This is a genomic window from Caballeronia sp. M23-90, from assembly GCF_053574605.1.
The window spans coordinates 13679-35329 of record NZ_JBSIPA010000002.1 but is presented as its reverse complement, the minus strand read 5'-3'; the positions used below and the strand labels follow the sequence as shown (position 1 = coordinate 35329).

Genomic DNA, 21651 nt, shown 5'->3' with positions numbered 1-21651 from the left:
TCCATCGCATCTCACTGCAGGCTGCTCGCGGTCTGCCGGTCGCGCCGTCGGCAATCCGCCCGGAGGTTCACCCTGGTCTGAAAACAGGCGTTCAACCTTGTGGGACGCCATGCATGCTCAACACCACCCAAATCTCGAAACCATCCAACAGATCTGAGCGAATCCCTTCTCCGTCATATCAACGCGAGAAAAGCGATGCTCGAAAAGATTCATAGAATATCTGAGACAGATCACACCTCGCCTAGATGCTGAAGGCATCCATCGTGGGTCTTGTAGCGTGGTCGGTCCGTCATCCGGGGCGAGTCATCGCGGTCGCGCTCGTGCTCACCGTTCTGAGTGGCTTTTATGTCGCCCACAATTTTAAGATCAATACTGACATCAGTCGTCTCGTCAAAGCGAATAAAGTGTGGTTTGGTCTAGACCACGCAATGACCCGAGCCTTTCCACAGCGCGCGCAGACGGTCCTTGTTGTAGTAGAAGCGCAAGCCCCTGAATTTGCGGACGTTGCAGCAGGTTTGCTGACCACAGCTCTGCAGAAACAACCCAAAGAGTTCGTTAGCGCCGTGCAGCCGGCCGGAGGCCCGTTCTTCGAGCACAACAGCCTGCTTTTCCTGCCACTGGACGAGGTCCGGTCCACCACCACAAAGCTCGTCCAAGCGCGCCCGCTCGCCAACGCATTGGCGCACGATCCGAGCGTGAGCGGACTCGCCGGCGTGCTGACAACTAGTCTGTTGCTTCCACTACTGACCGGTCAGGTGAAGCTCAGCGACATGCGCCATCTGTTGTCGCAAGGCGCCGCTGTGATCGATCGGGTGCTGGCGAACCAGCCAGCGGCGTTTTCCTGGCGTGCACTAGTCGAAGGATGCGTGGATAGAACAGCCCGCGCGTTCATCACAGTGCAGCCGTTAGTCGACTATGGCGCGCTAGAACCAGGCGCGCGCATCGCAAGCGATCCGCACAACCGCGGCTTCGCTGCAACTCGCTGCACGCTACGGCGCGACAACTCGATTGACTGGCGAACAGCCGCTCGCCGACGAAGAGTTCGCATCAGTAAAGGACGGCGCGACGCTCCACGGGGTCGCCGCTCGTGTCATCATGCTGGTGATCCTGTGGCTCGCGTTGCGCTCGGGACGCATGATCGCAGCGGTGTTCATTGCGCTGTTCGTTGGACTCGCTGTCACGACGACACTCTGCTTGATGATGGTCGGCGCATTCAACATGATTTCAGTCGCGTTCATGGTGCTGTTTGTCGGACTCGGGGTGGACGTCGGTGTACAGTTCAGCGTCAAATATCGCGAGGAGCGGCATTCCGACGACCGGATTGCAGCCTCGCTGGTCAAGACTGCGCACAGCATCGGCGTGCCGCTCACGCTTGCTGCGGTGGCCGTATCCGCCAGCTTCTTCTCGTTTCTGCCGACGGCCTATCGGGGGGTGTCGGAGCTCGGCGAGATTGCCGGCATAGGGATGCTCGTCGCATATGTGACCAACATCACGTTGCTGCCTGCACTATTGAAGGTTTTCAATCCGCCATGGGAAGCTGTTTCGCCGGGTTTCAAACAATTGGCCCCCGTCCGACGATTTTCTCAACCGCCACCGAAAGCCGTTACTGGTTGCGAAACTCGTGGTGGTGATTGGCGCGTTGCCGCTGCTGACGCATCTCCAATTCGACTTCAATCCGCTGCATCTGAATGACCCGCATACCGAATCGATGGCAACGCTGCTGGCACTGAAGAATTCTCCCGAGGCTGCAGTGAACCACGTACAGGTGCTGACGCCTTCGCTCGCGGACGCGGACCGCGTTGCTGCGCACTTGAAAACCTTACCGGAGATCGGCCGCGTCACAACGCTCTCCACATTCGTTCCCTCGGAACAGCAGCAAAAACTCCTGCTGGTCGCAAGTGCCGCGCAGCAACTACTGCCTGCCCTCACTCAAGCTTTGGCGCCGTCTGCGACCGATGCAATACGCGTCGCCGCGTTGCAGCGCGCGGCCAATCAGCTGTCGCTCGCCGCAGAAGATCACCCCGGCCTGGGTGCCTCAGAGGCCAATCATCTGTTGACGACGCTGCTAAAGCTCGCTGCCGGCAACGCTGCCACGCGCGACCTCGCCGAAATCGCGATGGCAGAGCCGCTGAAGACTGCACTTAAAGAACTGTTGAAGCTGCTACAGCCCAGCGAGATCAAGCGCGACAGCCTGCCCTCAGATATCGCGCGCGATTGGGTTTCGACCGATGGCCACGCGCTCGTCGACATTGAGCCGAAGGTCCCGCCTGACACCGACCCAGGCGACGACACGATGCTGCGCCACTTCGCGCAGGCTGTGAAGACCGCCGCGCCAAGCGCGATCGGTGGGCCGATCTCCGTCCTGCATTCGGCAAACAATCATAAAGGCATTCCTGCAGGCGGCGGGTTGGGCTTTGCTGACAATCACGATCATGCTGTGGCTGACGCTGCGCCGCTTCGGCGACGTATTGCGCACGCTGATTCCGCTGCTGGTTTCGGCGACTGTCACGCTTGAGTTGTGCGTTGTGTTCAGCATGCCCCTCAACTTCGCGAACATCAGCGCGCTCCCGCTGATGCTCGGCGTCAGCGTAGCATTCAAGATCTACTATGTGATGGCTTGGCGCAGCGGGCAGACTGGCCTGTTGCAGTCGAGCCTCACCCACGCTGTGGTATTCAGTGCGGCCACCACTGCAACCGCGTTCGGAAGCTTGTGGCTGTCACCTTCCGGGCACCGCAAGCATGGGACGGCTGCTCACGCTGTCGCTGTTCTGCATGCTAATTGGCGCCGTGGTGTCCCAGCCCGTGTTACTGGGTAAGCCACGCGAAAAGGGTGTCTCGAAGAAATGAGCCTGCCCCGCTGAGCTTGGAACCGATGCGTGTTGCCAGACCGCGCGACGGCGGGGCTGAGTCATCTGATCCGTCAATCAGCGCTTTCGCTCCCAGCCCGCGCCGCCCAGATTCGAAGTTCGTATTGCACCGGTTTGGGTCAGCGCTTACCTCTCCGCCCCTTGGGCAAGATAAGCGGTCACGATCGGAGCTTAGGCATCTTACGGTCTGAAAGACATTCCGGCGCAGAGGTAATCTGGACCGCCGGGTTTTGCAACCAACCCCGCAGTGGGCCCGCTCATGGTTGATCACCCGGAAAATACGCCAGTCGCGAGTCCATAGTCGCGAAACTACTGAGAGCCAACCAGCAGCCGTGATCTAACAGCCAGTGAAAAGCCAGTTCCGCCCGCGACGACTGGCTGAGGACCGTTCTGGACGGTGAAACCTGTCTGGATCACCTCATCATTCGCGTCGGAAAAATCAGCTCTGCCCCTTACTGCTTCTGAATGAGGAAACAAAAAGTGACCAAATCCAGCGATGAGAAAGTTGTGGAGCAGATAGCCAGAGAAACGCACACATCAGTGCAAGCTGTCTCAAAGATGTAGGAGGACACGATGGCATCCTATCGAGACGAGCACACATCCTTGACTATATGTCGCTTTTGGCAGCAAAAAGGGTTCGCGCAAACCTAAAACCGCCGAAACATCGAGAAGCTAGCCGCTCACCAAAAGCCGGCGGCGACCGGTACACATTCGGTCCGCTCGACCGAACCAAACCAGTGTCAAGTTTCATTTCGGTGCAGACAGTCGCTTGAACTCACTCCACAGCATCTTGAGCTTGCCGTAGTCCTCTGCCATACTCGACGCTAGAAATCCTCTAGCATATGCCGCGCTAACCACGGCATCGGGTTCAATCGCAGCAAGATCTCGAAGCAAGCGGTCGGCGACCGCCAAGTCATTGCGCCACCCTAAATCATCCTGCAGTTGCGTGAGCGTTTCGGCGTAATTTCGAAGTGTCTTCTTCTCATAAAGCGTGGCGAAAAATTCCATCGCGTATCGGAGCTTTTTCGCCGCTATCCGTGCGTGATGGCGAGTTTTGGGGTCAAGGTCCGGAAGATGCCGTCCCCGCTTCATTAGTTTGCGGTGCCGTTCATGCAACGCTTCGGCCGCGAACTCGCTCACGGGTCGGCTCAAAGAATCACGTCGCTCTTCATCCAGGCCTTCGCGCCATTGCGATTGTTCAAACCAGCGCGTCACTTCAATGATGAGACAAGCATATCGGGTGCAGTTCACCACGGCTGCAGCCTCAGTGCGATGTTGCCGTGCGGTTTCTTTGGCAATTCCTATCATTGCTTGCGCATCAAAGTCGCTGTGCGCATCCCCAAACGTCCCGGACAACGATGACGTGACCAGGACTTCCCAATCACGGGCAGCGCCCAGCTTCTCAGCTATCCATTTAAGCTCCACTTCAAGGGAAACGGGAAAGATTATAAGAGGTTCGACCAAGTCAAGCGCTGAGCGCAGACGTCGAATGCCAACGCGCATTTGATGAACCGGTTCGGCATCTGCGCTTTTTATGACGCCAAGTTCGTTACCCTGAATTTGTGCAAGGCAGTTCTGCACAATGCATTCAAAGGCGGCCTCGACTGTATCTTTTTTCCTCAGCTCAACTGGCTCGGCCCCCGTTGCCGCGTGGGACATTGGGCGGATCAAGTTGTACCCGCGCTCGCCTTTGCTCAGAGTAGCGATGCGCATCGGAACCGCTCTTAACAGGTCCAACGCGAGATGATAAAGACGGTCTGGCTTGCCATTTTTGAGCTCCAGTTCGATTTCCTGCAAAACCTCGGACGAGGAACCACTTTCAATAACGCCATCGTCAAGCGCGAGTTCGACCTCATCTCCATCCGGGAATCGCAGGGACAAGACGATACGCTTGACCGTGGTCGTGAATCGTGGAACGAGAGCCGTACCTACGTCGGTCATTGCCAGGAGTCTGGCGACAGGTGATTTTTTTGGGATGCAGTTTCGGAGCAGCTTGATATCGGGTGCATTCGCGTCTACGGGCGTCTCGTACTCTTCTCGGACATACATGCCTGCTCTGGTCGAGCCTTCCGTCTTGAGCGTCTGCACAAACGCTTCGCCGATGGCTCTTACGCGTAGGGCAAGACCTTGTTCGTGGAAGATCAGGTCTTGGGTATCAAAGTAAGTGCTGACAAGATGCTTGGTTCGAGGCGGCACCTCGAGCAAGGGGACCAGCATTGGCAGCAAACGAATCTGCTTGAGTTGGTCTTTACTTGCTTGAAGCTTGATTTCGCGTTCCATGTACGACTCTCCGTTTGTCGAGGCCCGCTGTGTTGGTCGCCGAATGCGAGGCTTTCGCCATCGCCCGGGGTTGCCCGCAGCGTCGGGTTTGCAACCAGAATAGCCGTCGGCCAGCACCACGAGGAATAAGGAAGAAATCGTGCCATCTATGCCCGCTTGCAACTGCCGCGGCTGCGATGCCGGCGCTCACATCGCCGGAGCACCCCTGCCACCTGGATCGCCACAGCCGCGATGGCAGAAACGACCTGAGCAACATGCAGCGGTTTTAGCGAGTCGACACTGATGGCACAGCGTTGGAATCGGTTGGCGCATTGCCGCTGTCAAGTTAATAGCGCCAAGACCAGCCTGTTTTTGGAGCATAGATGTATATAGGACCGGCAACGTTGCTCTCGCACGCTCGGCATTGTTGCTCGTGACTTGTGACGGGAGTGCGGTCATAGAGGGAAGTGATCTTGACTGCAGCGCCAAAGTTGGCGCTGCTCGGAAAGCTGCAATCATTGGGCGACTGCATCTGACTAGTAAAGCGCCTTAATTCTATTGCAAGCGACTCTAGGCTCCCGCGGCGACCGACCGTGGGGACATCAAAGGCTTCCCGCGCAAACCAGGCTTGCGTCCCGATCTGCCCAAACGAAACTGTCCGAACGGAGTGAGAGTCATCCTCCAGACAACCGAGCCAGGTCGGAATATCGGACCACCTTCATTCAAAGAACCTAAAGTAACCACTATGCAGCGCTACGGGCATCACGCCGAGCTCGGTGAAAATCCGCCTTGCCGCTACGTGGATGGCATGGATATGCGCTCCGAATGCTTTTTTGAGATCCTCTTCAAGAACCGACCTCGCACCAAAATGGTCTTCGAGTGCCTCGGCTGTGATAGTACATTTGAGGCGGACGCCGTCGACTACGGCGGGAAACGCCAAGGCAGGGTCAACTGCACAGTAAGCGGGACTTTCAGGCGGGAAAGATATCTTCATTATGATCCACTCAACGATTTATCTGCATTGTCTTTATAACTTGGTTTCGAACCCTCCCACGCACACTTGATTTTTTCCACGGGCGATTTTAATAAGGTCGGAGCTCCAATCATTTATGTCGAATGCGAAGGGAGCAAGACGTCGGACCCCGAACACGTGCCAATTCATGAAATTCGTGCATCCGCCAAGGTAAGAAGACAGATCTGCGACCACGGCGGGTTGCACGAAGCCTTGGTCAGACGGTGTATATCTGAGCATAGGCATGGCAGAAACTCACACCGTGACATTTGTCAACTTGATGAGAAAGAGCGGGGCTTGGAAATCACGTGATTTTGAAAAACGAACGGAGAAATATTGGTCTCCTCGCTAGCGGCGCAACTTGCACGCACAAGCCTGCCTGCCAAGCACGACTTACAAGCCGAAACTCGTTGCAAAATCCAGCCATTCGAATGCTTTGGCAGCAATGCGTCTATCGCGCATGCGGGCTACTCCAAATAACAACCTGCAGGTTCTAGACATTAGCCCCCTGTGGCACTTCACCCTTGCAACCTCCTACCCTAAAGCAAGCACCCGGGCAAAAGTCGAGTAACCGTTTCGTGTGGTCAACAGCAGTTTGGCTTCCTCAAGGTGCGCTACCGTGGATCGAAGAAAACACCGCACAATTCACAACGCCGATCCCCGCGCCTTCACGATGATAATATTTGACATCCCGAGGGCTCGATTTAGTCGGCCGAATCTCCCTGCGCCGGAAATTGCGACCGGGCTTTTCCGTCGGGAAGCGGCGACCATGCGGGGCGCACATTCTGCGCGGAATCAATGACCACAATATAGTGTCCTGCCCATGGGGTCGGGTCACGCCTGGGCTTTAATATCCATAGCGATTCACCCGCAGCCACGCGAGCCTCATAGTCTGCGTCGAGGATGCCATGATGATCGAAGAATACATTGAGCGCTGCGGGGATCCGAACGCAACCCTTTGAATGGCGAATACCGAGGACAGGCTCTAGTTTGTCTGGGTCGGTTGCATGCATTTGAAAGCGCATCTGAGACATACCGCCCTTTCCCCAGCCACGTTCACCCTGAGCCCAACCGAGATCGTAGATACGCATATCGCGCGCTCCGTAACCCCGGATCTTGAATTCGTTGAGCGTCCCTTCCGAGCGAAAGTCCATGTTGCGCGGCGTATGTTCGAAAACGCCGAGAGGAGTGGTGAAATGGTCGTAGGTTCCGGGAAGACCAGTTGACACAGGTGTAGCGCCAACCATACGCCAGGTGTCGTCGGCCTTTGCCCGGAAGTAGATAAACAACGCCTGCACATTTTGGTTACGATCGACCAGCACTACATACTCGTTCGCGATCGCGCCGAGGGACTTTGCCTGCAGTGCTCGTTCCAACCTGGAGCCGTAGAGCAATTGGTCAGCCGGAGGCACGGTCAATCGTCTCTGTACTTCGTCCGCGAAAGTCTTATCCATCTCAAACGCGCCTGTGGCATCGAGCCCTTCTGACTGTGCGACATTTGGCGAAACTACGTTGGCATTCTCAGCTTCAGAAGCTGCGACATCCGAGCCCCCGTCAACGCCGATCGGATTGCGCAGCGAAGTGCGCCTCATAGCCGGATTGGGCGGGTCCCGAACGGACGTAAGGTCACTCTCCAACGAATATATGTCACCACCCACGTAAGAGACGCGCGAATCTCGCAAAACCCACGGTGTCGGCATCGCACCGACTTTCAGGACCCGTTCGGTATTGTGCCGCACATACAGGTCTTGGGTCGCCGCAGTGTTGTGGGTTCCCGTCACTGCACGGTAACGCATGTTTAACGACTGCTCTCTGTAACTGCTTCGCCAACCATTGCTTGCACCGTCGATTTGCTGGGCTACCATGAGAACCGCTGTCACCGCTAAAACACTAGCTCCGATCCGAGCCCAAACAATTCCATTTTTCACTTTAAGCTCCGGCACATCTGTGTCTATTCCTCGGTTCACACTGTCATGCAATCATAGTGGTAAGCGTGGCATGAACGGTAGGTTCGGAAACTACGCAGTCCGACGCTTATGTCAGGAAAATAAATGATCTTCTCGAAATTTCGTACTCCGTTATCCGAGCATCTAGACACCGGCTTCTTGCATCGTGCGCTCCGTTGCCTGGGTGGTGAGTGGAACAACGCGAGTCGAGCCGCTTTTCAGTTCATACGTTAGTGCGCCAACGAGAAAAGATATGGGCGCTGCAGCCCCGGCATGGGCATGTAGCGTCAGTGTGTCGTGATCGAGCCTCAGTGCGATCGAGTGACCACGATAACGTATGCGTAACTCGAGGTGCTCGATGTCATGCGGCAACTGAGGGTTGAACCGCAAGACGTCATCCTTGATTTCGATACCGGTCCAGACCCGTTGCACGATATCGACCGTCCCGGCCATTGCCCCGAGATGCACGCCCTCCGCAGTTGTGCCATCCTGGATGTCAGCCACGTCGCTCTGCAGCGCCTGCGCGAAGAAACGCATGGACCGCGGCCGGTCCGATCGGGCGAGGACCCACGCATTGACCACCCGGCTCAACGTGGAGCCATCCGATGAGCGGTTCGTATAGTAGTCGACGTTTTGCGGAATTGCCGCGCTCTGGAACGTATATCCCATGCGCTGGAATAGGTCAGTGAGTTCTTCGGCGGAAAACAGGTAGAACAGCATCAGCGTATCCGGCTGCTTGGAAAGCTTGTAGCGGTTCGCGCTGTCACTCTCGCCCTCGAGAATCAAGTCGAGCCGCTGGATGTTCGAATAACGAGCACGGTACGCATCCCAGTCAAGCTCGGTCAACTTCTCATAGCCCTCAAACTGACTGATAATCCCTTCATCTTGAAATGGGATGTACATTCTCCTACTGATGTCGTCCCAGCGGGCGATCTCGCCGGCCGTCAAGTCAAGGTTGATCGTCAGCTCGGCACGCCGCATTTCGGGCAAAAGATCGAGCACATCCCGGGCTCGACACAGCACCCAGACGGCCATCACGTTCGTGTAGGCATTGTTATTGACGCCGGGCGTTGTGGATTCAGGGTAGCCGTCGTGGAACTCGTCGGGCCCAAGAACGCCGTGTATCTCGAAGCGTCCACGCTCCTGGTTGAACTTCGCGATGCTCGACCAGAACCTGGCAATGTCGAGGATCATTTCCGCGCCATATGAATACAGGAATTCGACATCGTGCGTAACCTGGAAGTATTGCCAGACGTTGTGCGCGATTGCACTGCCCACGTGGCGCTGCAAGTAAGAGTTGTCGGGCACCCAATGCTGCGAGCGCGGGTTGAGATTGAAAGTTTGGGTTTCTTCGCTTCCGTCGCTGCCACTTTGCCAAGGGAACATGGCCCCCGCATACCCTGCCGCGGCAGCGGCCGCGCGAGCCTCCCCAAGGCGTCGGTAGCGATACATCAGCAGCGACCGGGTGATTTCTGGCAAGCGATAGTTGAAAAACGGAAGGATAAACAACTCATCCCAGAAAATATGCCCTTGATACCCTTCCCCCGTCCATCCCCTCGCAGGCACGCCAATGTCTCGGCCGATAGAATTCGGCGACACGGCCTGCAGCAGGTGAAACATGTTCAGGCGCAATAACATCGACACGTTCAATTTGAATCTCGGGTCAACCGGCTCAATGAGCACGTCAAAACGCCGCCACAGGTGTTTCCAGGTCAACGCGTGACCAGCCTCGAGTTCATCGAAAGAGCCTGCTCGCGAGATCGCCTTGCGAGCTTCCAACGCGCACTCGGAGATGGCTGGGTCGCGCGACGAATATAACGCCGCAATTTTATTGATGACAAGCGACTCGCCCCTGCCCAGGCCCATACAAATCTCCTGGCCAATGTACCCTGGCTCTTCGATCACATCCCGTGGCAGGTCCAACAGCCTCCCGTTGTGCATTGCCTGGGTGCGCGCAGCCTGCGCCACATTCACGTGCGACTGATTCGTGCGTACGTTCATCACCACGCCGTCGGCCCCGATGACCTGCGCCGCGAGCGGCTCGATGTGCTTGTTGTTGAACTTGCGGTATAGCTTGGCGCCGCTGTTGACGATACCTGCGTCGATGCCCGAGCATACGGTGACCGGCGCGGACCAATCGTGGGAGGTCAGCGTAAGCTCCAGCGCACCTAGATGTGTGTCCCTCATCGAGACGAAGCGGCGCTCGCTAAGCGTGCTGTGGCGCCCCTTGCCGTCCTCAAATGATATCGATCTCAAGAGCATGCCGCGACGAAGATCAAGCTCTTGGCGGTACGAGGAGAGCGTCACGGCTTGCATGTCGAACCAGTCCCCTGTGCCGATGCGAAGCTTCAGTTGCAGCCAGTTGGGAAGATTAACGAGGTCTTCATTTTCGACCACTCTTCCGGCAATGTTGGTGTGCAGCCGGTTATACCCGCACGCGAGGTACGTTCCAGGATAGTGCACTTCGTCGGCAATGCTCCATGGCGCGGCCGCACGAGTCGCGAAGTAGCCGTTTCCCAAGGTACACAAGGTCTCCCTAACGCCTTCATGAGCGGGCTCGAAGCCTGTGAATACCAATGACCATTCGGGAGGCGGTTCGGCCGTCGCCTGCACCTGGGACGAGTCTGTGACAACGACGTCAGCGCCGGCGTCGCGCAGTTCCTGCGTGCGCCCACCTCGATCAACGCCGATGACGCATCCAAATCGGTCGGCATGATCGGCTTCTATTCCTGCGACCCACTGGCTTATTACGGCCACTCTTGAGATGTCTGCGCCGAGGCGCTGCACCGCATCTCGCCACACGTCCGATTGTGGTTCCGCATCCGAGCTGCCGCCATCAACGTCCAGCCAGTCCATTGCTGTGTCGAACAGCTGTGCGATACCAGTTGCTTCGAGCACATCCGCGCTATTGCCAACAAAGGATACGGCGCCAGTCCTGATGTTCAGCGCACGGAGCTTACGCACCAACTGAATCGACGCGTCGTAGAGCTCGACGCCGTTTGCTTTCAGGCTCTGAAGAAAGTATTCCCTTTCCAACTTGCCCAGTGAGCGTTGACTTTGCACTTCGGGCTCGTCATCACGCGAGCCGACCGGTAAATGAATCTCGTGCGCCGCAAGGAACGCTGCGACACCGTCGTAGCGCGATTTTCCGTCGGCATAGCGGGCATAGTCCGCGTCAACGTTAAACGGAACCGATGGCGTACCGGTCTGAACATCATGCTGCTGAAGGAGATTCCCAAGCAGTTGCTTCCGCGCGCAAGCGTGCAAGTTCGCCGTCTTTGCCAGCACGCCATCCAGATCGAACAAGACTGCGTCGTAGTCGCGCGGCGACAGCGTTACGACCGGATAAGAAATCATAATGATCCGAAGACGTAAACTTCAAACGGTCCCGGCATCTTCACCGAGACATTGGCCCCCTGCCGCACCGAGCCTTCACGCGCTCCCCGAAACAAACGACGTCCCAATATTTCCGTGAGATCGAGTCTCGCGCGCCATTCATCGGGAGTTCCGTCAAGAGTCTCCTCACCTCGCTGCACTGTTGCCTTTCGTCCAATATCCATCCTTGCTATGAAACGTGTGCAGTGCCGTTTCGTAGGTACGACTTAGCGGCACCAGATCAACGTAGCCCGGGCAGATCTTGATCGCCTCACGTGTGAGGTCTGTAAAAACGCTGGACCCGAACCAATCGACAGAGTCAACCCACGCAGTCGCCAAAAGCACGGTCTTCCCTCCTGGCCACCAGTTTCGGGTGTCGACTGTAAGGTACCGAATGACCCATGCCTCATCATCGAAGATAAAGCCTGACACGTGGCCTATGCTGCCATCACGCGCCCCGATGTGATAACCCGTCACAGCATCCGTACTTCGCAAGTGCACGTCCTCTGACGACGCATCCGCGTCTGGCTCAACCGGCTCTAACAGCCCCGGCTGGATCCCTGGACCTATTTGCATTGGACCGAGTACCGGGAAACCGCCCATTCCCCACGAGTCCCGACCGCCCCAGTACGCTGGATAGCCGTAGTAACGGAGATAGTCGACCTCATGTTGACGGGACACGGGTTGTCGCGTGTCTATGCCCGGACTGTTCCTCACCTGCTCACGCGTCAGATCCACCGACACGGTGCTCGCCCCTGGGTCCGTATGTTTTACGGAATAAGGCGAGATCAATACACGATGCCCTTTGAGCCAACTTCCCGTATCAACGACGAGGTAACGCACACCCCACGCCTCGTCGTCGAAATAGACTTCGTCAACGCTACCCAATAACCCATCGCTAGCAGCGACCGCGCTACCCTTAAGACTTTGTATGCTTCTCAACATGTTCGATACTCCTTCATAATCCGAGCGTGTTACAAGCTCAGTCCCAAGTTGGTTCAACGCTCGTACCTTGCACTGCCCGCAACGAAATGCGACAAGTCGCTTAAAGTCGGGATCAGGGCGTCTCTATTGCACCGTTTACTAGCTTCGACAAACGACACGTGCAGGATAGACTCGATAAAACGTCCCCCGATAGGCTCGGAAACTACTCAGTTTCGCGCCGAACACGAAATATCAACTGATCGTCGCTGATCGTGATTAACGCAATCTCCTCCAGACACCCGCGCAAAATAGATCTTCCAAGCCGCCGCACGCGAGCTTAGCTGGTACGTCTACGTGACCGATGATTCGATCCATCGAGAGCTGCGCCATCCAGCCGTGTCTGGGCTCCCGTGGTAAGGCTCTGGTAGACCGCGGAGCCTTCTCCTTCGGAATGCGCTCAACCCTCATGCTAACGATAGATCCTTACCGCGCGGCGCAACAGAGTCGGAAACTACTTAGAGTGCCCATCGAATAGACGATTCGAATTCGACCTGCAAACGGGCCTCTCACGCGCTGAAGAGTCCCAAGATAACCTTCCGGTCGGGGCGAACCTGATCCACCATGACGCATCCCGGGTAGTCAGGGTATGATTTTGAATACATTGCGGGTTTTGAATCGATCACTCGCTCTCCATCAAAAAATGACGTAGATTATTAGGAATCCGTCCTTTTGAGAGGATCTGAGGAAGCTTCGTGCCATTCGCAGCTGATGCAGAGGCCACACTGCCCCAGAAGCTAAATCAACTTGACTCCGCGAGTGGCTATGAGCGGCCAGCATAGTGACTAAGCCATCAACTGCCCGCCTCGGGCCAAAACAAACTGACTTCTGCGACGGTGCCGCTGGCCACCCTATCGACCGAAACAGTTAAATCACGAATGAAGGAAACACCATGTCGAACGACAAAGACTTGCAACAGGCTGTCTTGGCTGAGCTGGATTGGGAGCCAAGCATAAAAGCGGGCCATATCGGTGTCACCGCGAGTGAAGGCGTTGTGACGCTCACTGGACATGTCGAGAATTTCGCACAAAAGCGTGCGGCGGAGGTGGCTACTTGCCGGGTGAAGGGCGTCAAGGCAGTAGTCGAGGAGATCGAGGTAAGACTCCCGCTAACGGCTAGCTGGAGCGACGACCAGATAGCAAATGAGGCGGTGAACCGCCTCGCATGGGACGTTTTTATTGCCCCCGAATCAATCGAGGTGAAAGTCGAAAAGGGGTGGATTACATTGACAGGTGAAGTAGACCAGCATTTCCAGAAAGAGGCCGCGTCCCAAGACGTGAGACGTCTTCTCGGTGTGCTCGGTGTAATCGACGAAATTTCCATTAGGCCTAGAGTCAACGCGACAGACATACAAAATAATATTGTCCGAGCGCTTCACCGCTCATGGTTCGATCGCGGGACGATTTTCGTCCGAGCCGAAGGAGGTGTGGTCCGACTTTCTGGCACCGTTCATTCGATCCACGATCGAGACGTGGCTACGGCGACCGCGTGGGGCGCGAAAGGGGTAACTTCAGTAGAAAATGAGGTTTGCATTCTGTAATGCTGCTTTAGTTCGAAACCAACGACTTACGGTGCGCTGAGCAGCCACCCTGAAGGTTCATCCCTATCATCCATTGCCGGATCAATCTCGCGTCAGAGATCTCAATTTCGCTCGGGGTTAGTAAAGTATAGCTTCCGTGCTGAAGCATATCGAGGACTACGCGTTGAGCCGGCGCTCCTCGCGATCGCCTCTTCGTGATAGCGGTGATCAGAGTAGGATCGGGCGCTTCTACCAAAATAGTCGGTCGTCACGGCTACCCGCAATGGTCTCGCGGCGACAGAAACCTTTCGGGCCTGGCTGGATACTCTCGCTAAGTTGTCTTTCAGAGATGCGGTGCCAGCCAAAGAGCAAGCTGCCCCGCAGTCATTGCTCCGCAATGGCGCTCTATCTCCTGTCCATTGCGGAGCACGATCAGTGTAGGGACACATTCAATTCCGTAGCGTGCGGCGAGTGATGCCTCCTCGTCCTTTTCCACTTTTGCGAACATCGCGCGCCCAGCGAGCTTGCGTGCGCCAGTGGCAAAGTGAGGTGCCATCGCCTTTGAGAGGCTGCACCATCGAGCCCAGAAATCAATTACCACTGGCAGATTGGACGCCCCAACATACTGATCGAATGTGTCCGCGCTTAGTGAAACCGGACCACCGCGGAGCGCCCGTTTGCGGGCAACGATGTAAGCAGGGGTAGCCGCCATCGATTCGGCCGCGTGATCTTTAGAAACGTTGACGTATCCATAAAGCCTGTTCATAGTCCACTCCCGATGTTCGTCTTTGGGATTGCCACCCATGGTCGCTTACCTTCCGGTAACGCTCCTGTTAGCTAACAATATCCGCTACAACCGCGAATGGTTTGCGCCAGATCAAGACCACTCACGGTTAATTCATTCGACTAATGAGACCTGGCAGACTAAGGAGCTTGTTACGGGGGTTAAGTTGATCTGAGTAGATTCCGAGTCTTTCGTTTTTCTACTTCGAAAGTTATCCTGTGGTGAATCTTTAGGCCTTATCTTTTTGGCGTAATCGCATCTTCGATTCGAGGGTTACTGGTCGCTTCGCGGCATCATCCACCGACGAGCCCAGCAAAAGCTTAAGTCGTTCACGACTTAGGTGCCGGGCTTGGCAAAGCCCTTATTTGAGGCAAGACTCATGTACAACCGATCCATATGAATCCGAATACCAACGGGCGCCTGTTGTCGAAATCCGGTCTACCCTCAATGGTATCGAGCGGTAGAACTGCTCGATACCTATCGGCTGGCGTGGATAGGTGGGCCATAATTTCAACCTGCTTTGTCGTGCTGTGGTCTTTAGTCGAACTTCCATGGGAAATGGATCGTGGGATGAGCGTTGAACAGTCCTCCGCGATATTGACTTCGAAGCTCTTGATTGTTGCGATCGCCGTTCTTTCCTGTAAGGGAATTACCCTAGCGAGATATGCCTTCGCATTTCTGTGTTTGGTTAGCGTAGCCGTGATCGCTATTGCAGTGTCATCGGAATACGCGAACTCCCGTGCCCTTGCTGTTCTTTCGACTATAGAACTCGCTGGCAAACTAAGTGCTTTTATGGCGGTTGCCTCTCAACTTGGCGCTAAGTCACGTCGAGCGACTACCGACCCAAGCCTATGGCGGCCCGAAGCCAGCACCGAAGCCCGTCTCTCGTCTCATGGCGCCGATTAACTGTGGACGATCCTTGCGCCGGCCATTCGATTCCCGCCTCCGCAAGGATCGTGAACTATCGCCTGGTGATAAAAGCTGCATTTCATTAACGTCGTTTCAAGTTGGCCCTAGCCAGCAAAGGAGTCTCCCATGGCAACGCAAACATTTCTCGAGTCATTGCTTTCGCTTCGGCCCGGAGTGGAAGTGAGCGAAGGCGACCTGGCCAGCATGGTGGATCACGAATTCGCACGTCTTTCGTCGAGTGAGCCGGCTCAAGACACGATGAGAGCGAGTGAAATGGCCCGTCGGCGCAGGGACACACGGCTGGAGGCACGTTCATCCGCTCTGCCCGATACGATGGACCGAAAGGCTGTCTGAAATACGCCGCCGGGCATGAGCCCCGGTGCGCCCCCTTTTCCCGGATGCCCTGAGTAGTTTCCGAGTCTATCGCAGATGATCGGCCGGCCCCATGCTTGCTCATCTAAGCAGCGGGGATGCATGCGCATCTCCCATGGAGATGCAATGCCCAGGATTGCGCGCGAGACCGATACGTCGCAAATTTCGGCGCCCGCCATCGCCCTCGCGAACTGCCTGCTTAGAGACGAATATCTTCCCCACACTGCGAAGCAGGAAGTTCGGCCCTATGGTTCGACCACACATCGATTTCTATCCGATCAGTTTCCGTATGGTCAAGAAATATTTGACCATACGGATGAAAGGTGCGTCGGAATCTGTTTTCGAAGTCGAGCGGTACGTGCTTTCACCTCGCTAGCCAACCCTTACCAATGAGAGCCGGTAATGTCCTATCAAAGCGTGAACCCGTACGACGGCGCGATTCTGAAAACCTTCGAAGAATTTGACGATGAGCGGCTTGAGATGGCAATCGAGCATGCACAAGCTTGCTTTGAAACCTGGCGACACACGAGTTTCTACGAACGAGCTGCAATTGTTGCAAGAGCCGCGGCGCTAATGCGCGCACGCGTCTATGAGTTTGCCCGGCCGATAACCCTCGAGATGGGTAAGCTAGTCGCGCAGGCTCGGGGTGAGGTGGAGCTGAGTGCAGACATCCTCGACTACTACGCTAGGAATGCTGAGTCGTTCCTTGCGCCTCGCGTCCTGCAACCGCTTACAGGGGAAGCGCAAGTCGAAAGTAGCCCATTGGGCGTGCTCTTCGGCGTACAACCGTGGAATTTTCCGTACTACCAGCTCGCACGCTTTGCCGCACCGAATCTGATGGCCGGTAATGTCGTGATGGTAAAACACGCTGGCTGCGTGCCGCAGTGTGCCATCGCTTTCGAGCAACTATGGCTTGACGCAGGTGCACCGGCAGGCGCCTACACCAACCTTCTTATTTCCTATGCCCAGGTGAATCAGGTGATCGACGATCCGCGGATCAAGGGCGTAGCGCTGACCGGGAGTGTGGACGCCGGAAGAGTGGTGGCCGCTAGGGCTGGAATGAACCTTAAGAAGTCGACAATGGAACTTGGCGGCAGCGACGCCTTCGTCGTGCTCGAAGATGCAGACCTGGAAAGGACGGTCGAATGGGCTGTGTGGGGCAAGATGAACAACATGGGCCAATGCTGCGTAGCTGCAAAGCGCTTTATCGTTGTCGAGGAAGTAGCGGGCCACTTTCTGCACAGGTTTCAAACGGCACTTGAGGCGCTCAGGCCAGGCGATCCAATGGATCCCCTGACGACCCTGGGTCCGCTATCGACCGAATCGGCTCTCGTCAAGCTCCTCGCTCAGGTAGAACAAGCGGTTGCTCACGGCGCGAAGCTCGTCACGGGTGGCGGGCGCGTTGATCGTCCGGGCGCATTCATGCAGCCCACGATTCTCACCCATATCCGGCCGGACAATCCCGCGTTCCGTGATGAATTCTTCGGACCAGTTGCCCTGTTTTTCACCGTGAAAAACGAAGACGAAGCTGTGGCGCTCGCTAACGACTCGGACTTCGGTCTTGGTGGTTCGATCTTCACGAGGGATATTGCACGGGGCAAACGCGTGGCGAGCCGTATCGACACCGGCATGATGTTTGTCAACCAACCGACCTGGACGACGCCGGAGCTGCCCTTCGGTGGCGTCAAAAACTCAGGTTACGGCCACGAACTGTCCGAGATGGGCATTCAGGAGTTCGTGAACAAGAAGCTGGTCAGGGTCGCCGACATCAATGCACCGGTGTAGGCGTCACATTGGTCTCGCCCGCTGGCTGGCGCTGCTCGCAAAAGTTGCCAGCCCTCATTTTTTGAATTCAAGGGTGTTGGATGTCGCTGCACACTCGCTAGGTATCCCGATGCGTCGATATCGAGTCAGGTTGGCGCGCCCCGGAACCTGACAGCCTTGAGGCGCAGGGCATTTCCAATTACCGACACAGAACTGAATGCCATGGCGGCACTTGCGATGACAGGGCTTAGCAGGATACCTAGCCATGGATAAAGAACGCCCGCCGCGATCGGTATCCCGATCAAGTTGTAAGCGAAGGCGAAGAACAGGTTTTGCCGGATGTTCTTCATGGTGGCAAGGCTCAGTTGCCTTGCGGTTGCGATACCCCTAAGGTCACCTTTGACAAGGACGATGCGCGCACTATTCATCGCCACATCCGTCCCTGTCCCCATTGCTATGCCGACGTTGGCTTGCGCCAGGGCTGGTGCATCGTTGACGCCGTCTCCAGCCATCGCGACGACATGTCCTTGCTGCTGCAGCTCTTGCACATACTCATGCTTGTCCTGGGGAAGCACCCCCGCTTTCACGCCGTCCAGAGCCAGTGCCTTCGCAACAGCGTTGGCCGTGACCGGATTGTCGCCCGTCAGCATGATTATCCTGATTCCGGACTGTCTAAGCAGCTTGACAGCCTCGGGCGTCGTGGCTTTGACCGGGTCGGACACGCCGAGATAGCCGGCAAGCTTCCCGTCGACAGACAGGTACATAACCGTTTGTGCTTCTGTACGCAGACGGTCGACTTCTACCTTGGAGGCAGAGTAGTCAACCTTCGCATCTTCCATCAGCCGAGCGTTGCCAAGCAAGACTACATGGCTGTCGATGGTTCCGCTTATCCCTTTGCCGGTCACGGAATTGAAGGCGGACACAGGTGGAAGAGTGACATTCCGCTCGCGCGCCTCGCTGACGATAGCCTGCGCCAGCGGATGTTCGCTCTGCCCCTCGAGGCCACCTGAATAGGCGAGCACGAAAGAGTCGGTGAATCCGTCAAGCGCGGCGACCACTCGGACCCGTGGCCTTCCTTCCGTTAGTGTCCCGGTTTTATCGACCACCAGGGTATCTACCTTTTCCATCAACTCCAGCGCCTCAGCATCCTTGATAAGGACACCCTGTTTTGCTCCGCGTCCGACACCCACGATAATCGATACAGGCGTGGCTAACCCAAGTGCACAGGGACACGCGATAATGAGTACGCTGATGGCCACTACGAGCGCGTTTCCCAGCGCCGGATGGGGTCCGAAGATCGCCCACACCCCGAATGAGACGATGGCGATCGCAAGCACCGCTGAGACAAACCATCCTGAAACCTCGTCGGCAAGCTTCTGAATTGGCGCGCGAGAGCGCCCGGCCTCCGAGACCAATTGAACGATCCTTGCGAGCAAGGTCTCTGACCCGACCTTCTCCGCCGTCATCAGAAACGACCTTGTCTGATTCACGGTGGCCCCTGTGACTTTGCTGCTGGCTACCTTTTCGACGGGAATCGGTTCCCCCGTGATCATAGATTCGTCGACGCTTGATTCCCCATCTGTGACCACGCCGTCAACCGGAATTTTTGAGCCCGGTTTGACGCGCAGCGTATCACCCACGACGACCATCTCCAGCGCAACCGTTTCTTCCGTACCATCGACGCGCACTCTATCCGCAGTTTGTGGCGCCAGCTTCATCAAGTCCTGTATTGCGCCACTGGTTCGCGACCGCGCCCGAAGTTCGAGCACCTGCCCGAGCAATATAAGCGCCACTATGACGGATGAAGCTTCAAAATATGCAGGCAGTTCAGCGCCGCGCCGAAATGCCCCGGGAACGCTGGCAGGGAAGAACAAGACATAGAGGCTGAAGAAATACGCCGCTCCAACCCCTATGGCGACAAGGCTAAACATGTTCAGTTGCCAGGTCACGAACGACCTCCCTCCCCGCGCGAGAAACGGCCAACCTGCCCATAGAACGACCGGCGTTGCGAGTAACGCCTGCAGGCATTGCGACCACGAGACGGACAAGAGATGCGGAAGTTTGAACGCTTGCGCCAAGCGATTGATCGCTTCGTTCGGATCTGGGAGCCCGATATCATGTCCCATGGTCAGCCATAGCAGGGGCACCGAAAAGACCACCGCCATCCAGAAGCGGCGAGTCATATTCCTAAGCTCGATCGAAGGCTGATCGGTCACCACAGGCGTAACCAACTCCAGGGTCATGCCGCAGATCGGGCATGTGCCCGGATTCGGCAACCTTACCTGGGGATGCATGGCGCAGGTGTACACCGCTGCAGGTTTTGGCGCATAGGCGGGCATCGCGGATACTGCTGAGGCGGCAGATTTCATAGTCCATATCCGATAGATAAACCTGCGATCCGCCCGCAGGTTGCCGGGCGTATCACTATGGCATCGTCTCGTTGCGGGGCGCAAACGGCCACGTCACCCAGCATCGCCCTCTTCGGCATCGATTGCGACGGGCTCATGCCAGCCGCCATCACGCGAGATAAGCTGATCGCTTTCGTCGGGCCCCCAGCTCGATGGTCCGTAGTACTTGATGGGAACGGTGTTCTTAAGAATGGGAGCGACGGTGCGCCAAGCGGCTTCAATGCTGTCGTAGCGTGCGAAAAGTGAGGCGTCGCCCTGAATCGCGTCGCCAAACAGGCGTTCGTATGGCGACATTTCATCGCCGGGATGACGATGTGCGACAAGTTCGACCGTTTCGCCTGCCATGACCTCGCCAGGGACCTTGACGCGCGCACCCACAGAGATCAACACATCGGGGCTGATCCGGAAGCGGAAGTAGTTTGACTGGCCAGATGCTGCGGTATCGAATACTGCGTGCGACGGCGATTTAAGTCTCACCATGATCTCGGTACCGGTCACCGGCAACTGTTTGCCGGCGCGGATATAGAACGGCACACCGGCCCACCGTTCGTTCTCGATACGCAGACGCAACGCAACGAACGTCTCAACCTGGGAATCAGGGGCGACGCCCGGCTCATTGCGGTATCCACTGAACTGTCCTCGCACTGTCTCGTCCGCTGAAATTGGCTGCATCGCTTCGAATACGCGCAGTTTTGCATCGCGCATCGCATCAGGATGACCATCGACCGGGGCCTCGCTCGCCAGTAACGAGACAATTTGCAGCAAATGATTCTGCACGACATCCCGAATCGCGCCGACGCCTTCGTACATACCGCCGCGGCCCTGTACGCCGAACGATTCCGCCATGGTGACCTGAACGCTCGCCACATAACGACGATTCCATACCGGTTCGACAAGTGCATTCGCAAAACGGAAGTACTGCAGGTTCTGGACCGGTTCCTTGCCCAAGTAATGATCGACGCGGAACACCGCCGATGGCGAGAACGATTTCATGAGCAACTCATTCAGGGCATGTGCCGAAGCGAGATCGCTCCCAAATGGCTTCTCGACCATCACGCGGGCATTTTTGGCGCTGCCTGACTTCGACAAGCCATCTACCACGTCCCCGAAGATCTCCGGGGGAAGGGCAAGATAGTACAAGGGCTGCTCGGCGTTGCCTAACGCCTCACGCAAGCTCCGATATGTCTGCTCGTCGCGACAATCGCCTACAACGTATTGCAGTCGGGAAGCGAGTTTTGCGAAAGCCGCACGATCCAGCGTGCCATGCTTTTCGATGCTGTCACGCGCTCGCGCGATGAAACGATCGTTATCCCATTGCGATCTGCCCACACCAATTATCGGCATGTCGAGGTGGCCATGTCGGATCATGGCTTGTAACGCCGGGAAGATCTGTTTGTATGCCAGATCGCCGGTAGCGCCGAAAAAAACAAATGCATCCGACCGAGGTGCGACCAT

The 21651-nt window shown here is 56.6% G+C and carries 11 protein-coding genes and 1 pseudogene; 4 read left to right on the top strand and 8 right to left on the bottom strand.

The genetic code is table 11. From position 1 onward, the window contains the following. Nucleotides 1–245 precede the first annotated feature (245 nt). Nucleotides 246–2847, top strand: a pseudogene (gene hpnN / locus ACRXB1_RS00560) (hopanoid transporter HpnN). Nucleotides 2848–3614: 767 nt separating this feature from the next. On the opposite strand, the gene ACRXB1_RS00555 reads toward hpnN, so the two are convergent. The 5 genes from ACRXB1_RS00555 to ACRXB1_RS00535 all read right to left on the bottom strand — a co-directional run bounded on the left by ACRXB1_RS00555 (nucleotide 3615) and on the right by ACRXB1_RS00535 (nucleotide 12404). Further along, nucleotides 3615–5147 carry a CYTH and CHAD domain-containing protein gene (locus ACRXB1_RS00555; RefSeq protein ID WP_449490709.1) on the bottom strand — a complete coding sequence of 511 codons (1533 nt, stop codon included), beginning with the start codon at nucleotides 5145–5147 and terminating at the stop codon, nucleotides 3615–3617. A 697-nt stretch (nucleotides 5148–5844) separates the two neighbouring features. After that, the gene (locus ACRXB1_RS00550; RefSeq protein WP_449490708.1) at nucleotides 5845–6120 is read right to left on the bottom strand and encodes a DUF1488 domain-containing protein; all 276 of its coding nucleotides are present in this window, start codon (nucleotides 6118–6120) and stop codon (nucleotides 5845–5847) included. A gap of 722 nt (nucleotides 6121–6842) precedes the next feature. Continuing rightward, nucleotides 6843–8066, bottom strand: coding sequence for a L,D-transpeptidase (locus ACRXB1_RS00545; RefSeq protein WP_449490707.1), 1224 nt, complete (start codon nucleotides 8064–8066; stop codon nucleotides 6843–6845). A gap of 162 nt (nucleotides 8067–8228) precedes the next feature. Continuing rightward, the gene (locus ACRXB1_RS00540; RefSeq protein WP_449490706.1) at nucleotides 8229–11441 is read right to left on the bottom strand and encodes a glycosyl hydrolase family 65 protein; all 3213 of its coding nucleotides are present in this window, start codon (nucleotides 11439–11441) and stop codon (nucleotides 8229–8231) included. 165 nt (nucleotides 11442–11606) lie between these two features. Further along, entirely contained in the window at nucleotides 11607–12404 is a 798-nt protein-coding gene (locus ACRXB1_RS00535) for a PRC-barrel domain-containing protein (protein WP_449490705.1), read from the bottom strand. A 928-nt stretch (nucleotides 12405–13332) separates the two neighbouring features. Between ACRXB1_RS00535 and ACRXB1_RS00530 the strand changes: the two genes are divergently transcribed. Further along, the gene (locus tag ACRXB1_RS00530) at nucleotides 13333–13980 is read left to right on the top strand and encodes a BON domain-containing protein (protein ID WP_449490704.1); all 648 of its coding nucleotides are present in this window, start codon (nucleotides 13333–13335) and stop codon (nucleotides 13978–13980) included. A 322-nt stretch (nucleotides 13981–14302) separates the two neighbouring features. On the opposite strand, the gene ACRXB1_RS00525 is transcribed toward ACRXB1_RS00530, so the two are convergent. After that, complete coding sequence (locus ACRXB1_RS00525; RefSeq protein WP_449490703.1) at nucleotides 14303–14764, bottom strand: thioredoxin family protein; 462 nt, start codon at nucleotides 14762–14764, stop codon at nucleotides 14303–14305. A gap of 1014 nt (nucleotides 14765–15778) precedes the next feature. Here ACRXB1_RS00525 and ACRXB1_RS00520 point away from each other — a divergent pair. Beyond that, nucleotides 15779–16006 carry a hypothetical protein gene (locus ACRXB1_RS00520; protein ID WP_075357229.1) on the top strand — a complete coding sequence of 76 codons (228 nt, stop codon included), beginning with the start codon at nucleotides 15779–15781 and terminating at the stop codon, nucleotides 16004–16006. A 420-nt stretch (nucleotides 16007–16426) separates the two neighbouring features. Next, nucleotides 16427–17809 (top strand): NAD-dependent succinate-semialdehyde dehydrogenase, encoded by a 1383-nt coding sequence (locus ACRXB1_RS00515; protein ID WP_449490702.1) that lies wholly within the window; start codon nucleotides 16427–16429, stop codon nucleotides 17807–17809. Between the two features lie 125 nt (nucleotides 17810–17934). Here the strand turns inward: ACRXB1_RS00515 and ACRXB1_RS00510 are convergent, their stop codons facing one another. Both ACRXB1_RS00510 and zwf read right to left on the bottom strand, forming a co-directional pair. Beyond that, nucleotides 17935–20157, bottom strand: coding sequence for a copper-transporting P-type ATPase (locus tag ACRXB1_RS00510; RefSeq protein WP_449490701.1), 2223 nt, complete (start codon nucleotides 20155–20157; stop codon nucleotides 17935–17937). Nucleotides 20158–20250: 93 nt separating this feature from the next. Further along, nucleotides 20251–21651, bottom strand: a complete 1401-nt coding sequence (gene zwf, locus ACRXB1_RS00505) for a glucose-6-phosphate dehydrogenase (RefSeq protein ID WP_449490700.1) — start codon at nucleotides 21649–21651, stop codon at nucleotides 20251–20253.